This window comes from Hyella patelloides LEGE 07179, assembly GCF_900659865.1.
Taxonomy (GTDB): domain Bacteria; phylum Cyanobacteriota; class Cyanobacteriia; order Cyanobacteriales; family Xenococcaceae; genus Hyella; species Hyella patelloides.
The window spans coordinates 1-8,049 of record NZ_LR214070.1 but is presented as its reverse complement, the minus strand read 5'-3'; the positions used below and the strand labels follow the sequence as shown (position 1 = coordinate 8,049).

Sequence of the window (8,049 nt, the reverse complement as noted above, 5' to 3'; positions counted from 1 at the left end):
TTATACGGATAGCTCTGCCAATTAATCTCCTTTTTGGGAGGTTTAGTGGCAGTTTTTTCACAGGTGTAGTTATACCAATTTCCTAAACTTAGACTACACTTAAAGAGAAAGGGATAAAAGCGATCGCCCTATGAATTGCTTTTTCAGTTACTTCTCCATAAGTCACTCTTTGGTAATCCCTTAGTTTTAGTTCTTCTTTTAGGTGAAAAGCGATTGCTTCTCCTTCTCGGTCTGGGTCAGTTGCTATAACTACCAAGGATGCCGATTTCACCAGTTGTTTTAGCTGCTTGAGATTCTGCTTTGTTCTACTGTCGTTAATAGAGTAACGACAAATTACGCGATCGCCTACTATGTCGAAACCTAATTTGCCGTCCCCATCTTTAGCAAGCTGACGGACGTGACCGAAACTTGCTCTGACAATCCAATCTTTGCCGATAAATTTTTGAATTGTTCGGGCTTTTTTGGGAGATTCAACTATTAATAATTTTGTCATAGCAATTACATCAATTAAAGCTAATCTTGTGGAAAATTAGAGTACCTATTGCAAATTCAATAATTAAGGAAGGCAAGAATAGGTGTTATGAGATTTTGAGCTTAGAGACGAAGCATGAGAATATAACTACTAGTGAAATATTAGTTGTTACTAAGGCATAAATAGTCGAACTTACCGCTAGACTTCCAAGAGCTAAATTTGACCTACTCCCAGCTATAAATAGACTGGGATTCGAGGCTCAAGCAGAGATAGCTGTCTGAGACAGACTGACATCTCCTAACCTCAGAGTTGAAGCCCCAACTCTTAAAATATTAATCGAGCTATTAGAGTCCCTTCCATGTTTAGTATTACATGAAGGACAAACCCAATAACGTTCAGCTAATCCTAATTTATCAATAACAAAATTACATTCTGAGCAAGTTTTAGTACTCGGATACCATCGATCGATATAGCCTACAAACTTACCTTTTTTCTCTGCAACAAATTCTAATATATTAAGAAATTGCTGCATCGCTAAATCACCTATTTTACGACCCCATAAACGCTGCATCCCTCTCAAATTGAGAGTTTCAAAATAGAGATAATCAAACCTTTCTGTTAACTCATGTGCTAGTTTCCAGAACCAGTCAGTACGACGATTAACTACTTTTTCGTGTACTCTGACTAAATTCTTTCTGGCTTTTTCTCTATTATTTGAACGTTTCTTTTTAGTCGAATGGTTACGGCTAGCTATTTTTAATTCTTTAAGGGATTGTTTTAAAAATAGTGGTGATTTTACTTCTGTATTATCAGAGCAAGAAAGAAAAACTTTTAAGCCAAAATCAAAACCTGCGCTCTTACCCGACATGGTTGAGACTTGACGATCTACAAAATCTGTCACCACAAAAATAAACAATTCCCCTAAAGGATTACGCTTGATAGTAACAGTTTTTATCTTTCCTTTTATCTCTCTACTTTTCCAGATTTTATAAATTCTTTTTCCTATTTTTAATTGATTGTCATCTAAAAATTTATAGCCAGCCTGTTTAAGAGTAAATGATTTGTACTTGATTCTTTTCTTAAAATTTGGCGGTCTTACCCCCTTTTTATGATGTTTGAAAAATAAGTCATAAGCTCTATCAATTCTTTGAATAATATCCTGTGTTGCTTGTGAACCAACTAATAGCCAGTACTCATTTTTTTTTCTTAGCTTGGCTATATGTTTCATTAGCTTATTTTTATTCAAATGTTTACCAAATAAACGATAATAACGCTTATGCAAGGCAATACAGTGATTATATATACTGCTGGCAGCGTTTATCGCACGGTGTAGGTGCTTATTTCGTTTATGCTGATAGAGTTTAAATTGATAAGTCTTCATGTGTAGAATGATATCATATTTGTAGATAAAAATAAAGTATCAACATGAAGAAAATTTATAAACATTACAATCATGCTGTTGGATTGGCAACAGTTCATTTGGTATGGATACCATGCAGAAGACGAAAAGTATTCGCTAAAAATGAAGCTCTAAAACTTCGATGTATTGAGATTTTTCAATCTGTTGCTAATGAGAAAAAATGGGTTATTAAAGCCTTGGAAGTTGCACCAGATCATATACATATGCTAGTTGAGTATGACCCTCATCATTCTATTTCTCAGGTAGTTAAGGCTTTTAAAGGTAGAACCTCTCGATATCTTAGACAAGAGTTTCCAGAGTTATTGAAATTACCTTCTCTTTGGACTCATTCTTATATGTTTGATACCACGGGAAAGGTTAGTACTCAGATAATACTGGAATATATTAATGACCCTCATCATGGATGACTGCCAGATAAATCTGGCTATTCGCTTATATCCGTGCAATAAATTGGCACGGCTTTACGCATCACGAAAGGTAATCCCCTCCGTATTTTTTACTGCTTCGATCCCAAACGTGATGTCATTCTATTAATTGGAGGTGATAAAACTGGCGATCCGCGTTTCTATCAAAAAATGATTCCTCTTGCCGACCGACTTTATGACCTCTATCTAATTGAAATTCAAGGAGAAGGACTTATATAACATGAGCGGACATCAACCTTTTTCTCAACTGACTGCTGGTTTTTCACCATCTAGAAAAGCTAAAATTGCAGCCCATACAGAACAACTCAAATCCCAAATGGCTCTCGATGAAATTCGTCATGCCGTCTCTCTGACTCAAGATGAATTAGCATCCAAGCTTAACGTCAAACAGCCTGCCATTTCTCGCCTCGAAAAGCGTAGCGATATGTACATTTCTCATCTGAGAGAAGTCATTGAAGCTATGGGTGGTAAATTGGAAATTACTGCTAATTTTGGCGATCGCAAAGTGAAAATTACCAACTTCGACTTTATTCAAAAATAAACAATCATTCAAATGACCTCAATCCGTCACTGTTCTTTCTTAATCCCCAAAGGACAAAATATAGCTAGCATATTTAAGATATATATCCTAAGATAGGGATATCTTAAATATGCCGTCTCAGCTACGTTTACTGAAGTTTAAATGCCACGCACTTCCCAACCCATTCTTCCCGAATCACAGTTGATTAACAGTTGCCAAACTGAAATCGATCGCCATAGCTGGCAGACTGTTAGAAATCAAATTATCGAGCTATACGAGCAACGGCTGCAAGATTATTTCCAAAATAGAGGTCTTTCTCTCGATGAAATCTCTAAAAAGCGTTTGAAGAGACTCAGCGAAAACGAAATCTTAACTTTGTCTCTCTGTTTTTTAACCCGTATCATTGAACTCCATCAACAGGGGCAAGATACGGAAGAGACAATTCGTCAACTCTGTCAAGATGAAACCGAACTTTTAGAGCGGGGCTATCCTAAACCTACTATCGCTAAAAATCATCATCCTCTTTATATTAATCTCGTCCGTGATGCGATCTCGGCAGAGCCGAGCCGTTCCACGATCGCTACCCACCAGCTAGTTCTCAACCAGCAAAATTCTTGGTTGATTGCAGTTCCCAACAAAGATACGGGAGAACTAGAAGAGATTTCCATTCATTACGTTCAGATGTATCTTAAATACGATACTCCTTTCTATGTCAATTTGAGGCGGTCTACTACTGCTAACAACAACATCAAGCAAGAGCATCCTCAACCCGTTCGACTTGATCCCTATCTCGAAACCGTTCGACAACTACTAAATAGTAACTCTTATACTGAATTAGCTACCGCTATTGCTGCTGCTTCTGGTCGTCGCTTTACTGAAATTGTCAAGGGTTCTTTCTCTCTTCCTCCTAATTCAGCCTATCCTTATGAATATCTTTTTGAAGGTCAGTTGAAAAAAAAGAATCAAGCTCCTGCTTATCTTCCCTATTCTATCGTTCCTGCTTCTCAACTCCTAGAGGCGATCGCTCGTTTTCGTTCTTTGCCTAAAATTCAACCTTTATTGTCTGCCACCAGTACCAAGATTAACCAATCGATTAATCCTGCGGTTAAATATCAGGTCGAAAAACATTTTCAACACCCTGGTATCGTTCGGGTTCTGAAGCGCGAGAGGGGCGTGACCGTTCAAAATTTGCGTGGCATTTACGGCGAGATTGCTACTCACTTTTTCTGTCCCCACCGCGCTTCTTTCCATCGTTTTTTGTCTTTACGCTTGGGACACTTAATTGGTGATGAAGCGGTTGCCTCTCCTAATTCTCCTTCTACCGAACATTACTTTCATTATTATCTGGTGGATGAGGAGGGTAAACAAATTGATTCAATGGGAGTGCTACTCGATAAATCGGGTTCAGAGGAGCTTTCTTCTGGTGAAAACCCACAACCGCAGACCACAACGGGAGCAGTCGGGGAACGAGTGACGAACGATCCACGAACTATCGTTCATACTCGCGCTTCTACTAAAGAGCGTTTCAACCACTTTCGAGGCAAAGATATGACTGAAAATGATACTTTAATTACCCTCATGAACAAGGCTGAAAAAGCTGAGGTATTGGAACAAGAGTTGAAGAATGCTCGTGCTTTGATTTCTTCAGTAGAAGCTCAATTAGATTCTTCTATCCCTGAATCATACGTCAAACTAGATAGTTCCTCAATAGCAGGGGACAACCCTGAGTCAACACCTAGCCCTAATTCAAATAGCAGCTTCTCAACTTCGGGTGAACCACACTCTATTGTAGAAAATAATACGAATGATGCCGTACTGCTGTTGGTCAGGTCGATGTCTCAATTAACTAATAAGCTGGAGCTTTTCTTAGACCGTCAGATCATTGAGACACCTCCATCTTCTGCCGATCCCGATAATTTACCGCCCTCAGAACCAAAAGAGCCTGTTGACCAACACAATTCTGTTGCCGATACAATCGCTCTTCTCAATCGTGCCATCGATACTATTATGGCTCACAACGATCGCGCCTTAACCAAAGCGGACAAGTGGTACATCGGCATTAATCCTCTCAAGGACATTATCAATTCTCAAGTCACCATCTCTCGTGTAGTTAAACGGCGCAAGGCTGAAATTAACGCTCATCACCAAAAACACCACCTCGACAGGTATCACAATGGTAACTTTCATCGCGAACAGGGCTACACCGATTTTTTTGACTTTGATTGATTTTTAACTGAAATTCACACTCCTGGGCAAAAATAACACTAGCAACTGACGCGATCTCTCTTTTTTCAGGTCAAGAAGAGGGGACACCCCTTGGGACAACCGATGGGACAACCTCTATCCCTTGCTTTATCTAGGTTGTCCCATCCCTTATCTAATAGGGTTTCTGGGTTGTCCAGGAGGTTGTCCTCTCCTTGTCCTGCTAGTTGTCCCCATTTAAAATCATCTCCAGTTACTGCGGAGACGAGTTGATACTCGGACATCCTTAGCAGTTTTCTTCAACAGATAATTATTTGACTCTTCTTTAACCTTGTCCAAAGATTGCTTTTTGACTTGAGATTTTAAATCTGAGTTGGTTAGGGAGAGCTTTTCTCTAATTTCCGATGATGATGTGGCAGTTGAAGAAAGCAAAATTTAATAAAGTAGGTTATCTTTATTTTTCTCTAGCTTTTTAAAAGAGTTGTCCTGGTTGTCCCATCCCTTATATAATAGGCTTTTCAGGTTGTCCCCTTGGTTGTCCCCCAGTTGTCCGCTCTGGTTGTCCCCATTTCAAATCATCTCCAATTACCGCAACGAGTTGACAATTGCTCTATTACCATCACTTCTGATTTAATACCTTAATACAAAAATTCTTTAGCTAAAAAGCTAAAAAGCTAATTTTATTGACTAACTAAATTACCTGATATATAACTGAGCAAAAGCTTAATTATTTTTCGTAATGGCTACGACAATTGCAATTACCAGTCTCTCTGGAGGTCAAGGTAAGTCTACTCTCAGTTTATTTTTAGCCCGAAGACTCTCAAAAGAAGCCCCCACTTTAGCTATTGATACCGACCCCCAACACAATTTGACTACCTATTTGGGTGTTGAACTGCAAAAAAATCAACCGACTCTTTTGGAATTTCTTCAAGACACTGTAGATTTTGAAGATGCCGTCTACCCTACATCAGTCCAAGATGCAGGTGACTTATTTTTAATCCCTGCTGATGATGGGTTTGACAGTGCCAATGATTATCTCAGTAGCAGTAGTATTGGAGCTATGCTGCTCTCTCGAAGATTAGAATCTATGAGTGACATTTTTAAGTTCTGCATTATTGATTCTCCTCCTCAAAGAAGTCAAATTTCTAAAACTGTGATTGGTGCTGCCGATTTTTTGGTGATTCCCGCCGAAGCTAATGCTAAAGGTTTTGGTTCTGTGATTCGCACACGCTTTCTTGATTGAATCGATGAAAAGCATGAGGGCTACTGATGCGAACCTTATTGGAGTTGTTCCTTTTCGCGATAAATGGGTTGGTTTAAATCAAACCTTCAGAGAGTCGTTTTGCTATTGAAGGGATGAAGGATGAGGCGAGGGTTTTGCCTTCGATTCGCGAATCGGAAAAATATAAGGAAGCCATTAACCACAAAATTGGATTAAAAGATGTGGACCTCGAATATCCGATTCAATATCTGGCACAACAAATTTTAGAGCAAGCCAACATTAAAGATAACTGTGAGGTGAGTTTATGAGTGAAAAACCCAATATTTTAGAGCAACTCAGAAATCGAAAAAGAGCTAGCGTTCCCAATAGAACTGATTCTCTCATTACTGAAAACGAGAAGCCTCCCACTCCTTTTGTTGAGGAGACTCAGAACACTCCGTCCCTTAATACTTTAGAGGATTTACAGCACAAACTCTCACAATATCCCAAAACTAAAAGACGTTCGGCGATCGTTCTCTCTGAAGATCTCGATCGCCATTTGTCCCAGTATTGTCGAGATCACCAAATTACTGTGGAGACTTTTTTAGAAGCTGCTTGGACAATAGCGATCGCCCATCCCTCTACTCTCAAAAAAATCACCAAGGAAGCTCAATCTCGATACAAAAGTCGCAAAGAAGCTGGAAGACTTAGAAGATTAATTACTATGTTGTCTAAAGAATAAAATTATCTATTCTTAAAAAGCTAAATTTAGCTTTTTACCTTTTTACCATATTACCTGGTTCATTTTTTGCCTTTTCTTTCATTATTTCTACCATCATGATTCTTTAATTTCACTTTACTTTTTGTATTTTCTTCTGTTGTCCTACCCAATCGTTTCATTTCTTTATTTATCTGGGCATCTCATCGTTCAACAAAAGATACAGATTAGAACTTCAATAATTAATTTATTTGGACGACACTTACAGGAAAACTATCAGAAGAAATTTTTTGAGCGGTTTCTTTGTACCAAATAAATTCATCGTTTTCTTGATCAACATCGTTGATTTTTGTCAAATAAGAATGTTTGACATCCGATACGAAAATAGGTCGTAGATCGCCTTCCACCGTATCCAATTCTTGATTCATGGCAATTGCTACCGATCTAGATTCCCAATGCCCTTCAGCATAATAACAACTAATCTCCATGTCTTCATTGGCATAAAGAGTTTTGATTTCAACTCTTAAAGGGATTAAGGGCAGTTTTTTGGCTCTTTGTTCTTGATTTTTAATTTTCATCACTTCAATTTCCCTTTTTTCGGCTCAGATTTTTTAAATATTCCCAGAACTCTAGTAACTCATTATCAGAAAGATGAATTCGGCTTTTTTTATTGTATTTCTCCATTAAGTGCTGCCGACCCTGTTCTTTACTCCATCCCAATCGTTTCATTTCATGGTCTATTGACTCAATTATCTCTGATAATCGGTATTCAACTATTTCCCCTCTTGGGGTAGGCTCTGGCACCTTAAACAAATTTCCTTGGGTTGAGTTTTCAATTAGAGTCAGCTGCTGCTTTTCAGAGATGCTTAAATAATTCTCTCTCAGCCAGTTGATTTCTGGTTCACTCGCTTTGTTGTCAGCCAGTAATTTAATTAAGTCATTACTTGTACTGCAATTCAAGACTCGCTCTTTGGTAGAGTCGATGGGAGGTATAACCCTCCGCACCTCTCTGTGAAATCTGGACGTGCCTCTTTCGATGCATCCAGCTTCCGAAAATCTTTAATCTTTCCGACTTTTGCCCATATGCACAT

The 8,049-nt window shown here is 38.6% G+C and carries 12 protein-coding genes; 7 read left to right on the top strand and 5 right to left on the bottom strand.

The window, feature by feature from the left end; genetic code table 11:
* Positions 1-88: 88 nt before the first annotated feature.
* Positions 89-493, bottom strand: coding sequence for a toprim domain-containing protein (locus H1P_RS28755; RefSeq protein WP_144874194.1), 405 nt, complete (start codon positions 491-493; stop codon positions 89-91).
* 238 nt (positions 494-731) lie between these two features.
* Entirely contained in the window at positions 732-1,853 is a 1,122-nt protein-coding gene (locus tag H1P_RS28750; protein ID WP_144874192.1) for an RNA-guided endonuclease InsQ/TnpB family protein, read from the bottom strand.
* Positions 1,854-1,897: 44 nt separating this feature from the next.
* Between H1P_RS28750 and tnpA the strand changes: the two genes are divergently transcribed.
* The 4 genes from tnpA (at position 1,898) to H1P_RS28730 (ending at position 5,063) form a co-directional block, all read left to right on the top strand.
* On the top strand, positions 1,898-2,299 hold the full coding sequence (tnpA, locus tag H1P_RS28745) for an IS200/IS605 family transposase (protein ID WP_144874190.1): 402 nt from the start codon (positions 1,898-1,900) through the stop codon (positions 2,297-2,299).
* A gap of 42 nt (positions 2,300-2,341) precedes the next feature.
* Positions 2,342-2,536 carry a type II toxin-antitoxin system RelE/ParE family toxin gene (locus H1P_RS28740; RefSeq protein WP_144874196.1) on the top strand — a complete coding sequence of 65 codons (195 nt, stop codon included), beginning with the start codon at positions 2,342-2,344 and terminating at the stop codon, positions 2,534-2,536.
* Position 2,537: 1 nt separating this feature from the next.
* On the top strand, positions 2,538-2,858 hold the full coding sequence (locus H1P_RS28735; RefSeq protein ID WP_144874188.1) for an XRE family transcriptional regulator: 321 nt from the start codon (positions 2,538-2,540) through the stop codon (positions 2,856-2,858).
* 141 nt (positions 2,859-2,999) lie between these two features.
* Positions 3,000-5,063, top strand: a complete 2,064-nt coding sequence (locus H1P_RS28730; protein ID WP_144874186.1) for a protelomerase family protein — start codon at positions 3,000-3,002, stop codon at positions 5,061-5,063.
* A gap of 65 nt (positions 5,064-5,128) precedes the next feature.
* On the opposite strand, the gene H1P_RS28725 is transcribed toward H1P_RS28730, so the two are convergent.
* On the bottom strand, positions 5,129-5,323 hold the full coding sequence (locus tag H1P_RS28725; protein WP_144874184.1) for a hypothetical protein: 195 nt from the start codon (positions 5,321-5,323) through the stop codon (positions 5,129-5,131).
* Positions 5,324-5,778: 455 nt separating this feature from the next.
* On the opposite strand from H1P_RS28725, the gene H1P_RS37830 reads away from it, so the two are divergent.
* The 3 genes from H1P_RS37830 (at position 5,779) to H1P_RS28715 (ending at position 6,982) form a co-directional block, all read left to right on the top strand.
* A complete protein-coding gene (locus H1P_RS37830; RefSeq protein WP_222427297.1) occupies positions 5,779-6,282 on the top strand; it encodes a ParA family protein in 504 nt (167 codons plus the stop codon).
* A gap of 134 nt (positions 6,283-6,416) precedes the next feature.
* Positions 6,417-6,569, top strand: a complete 153-nt coding sequence (locus H1P_RS37825) for a hypothetical protein (protein ID WP_222427296.1) — start codon at positions 6,417-6,419, stop codon at positions 6,567-6,569.
* On the top strand, positions 6,566-6,982 hold the full coding sequence (locus H1P_RS28715) for a carboxysome distribution maintenance protein McdB (protein ID WP_144874182.1): 417 nt from the start codon (positions 6,566-6,568) through the stop codon (positions 6,980-6,982). The genes H1P_RS37825 and H1P_RS28715 overlap by 4 nt, the downstream gene beginning before the upstream one ends.
* 218 nt (positions 6,983-7,200) lie before the next feature.
* On the opposite strand, the gene H1P_RS28710 is transcribed toward H1P_RS28715, so the two are convergent.
* A complete protein-coding gene (locus tag H1P_RS28710) occupies positions 7,201-7,536 on the bottom strand; it encodes a hypothetical protein (RefSeq protein WP_144874180.1) in 336 nt (111 codons plus the stop codon).
* A gap of 4 nt (positions 7,537-7,540) precedes the next feature.
* Complete coding sequence (locus H1P_RS28705; RefSeq protein ID WP_144874178.1) at positions 7,541-7,918, bottom strand: hypothetical protein; 378 nt, start codon at positions 7,916-7,918, stop codon at positions 7,541-7,543.
* Positions 7,919-8,049 lie beyond the last annotated feature (131 nt).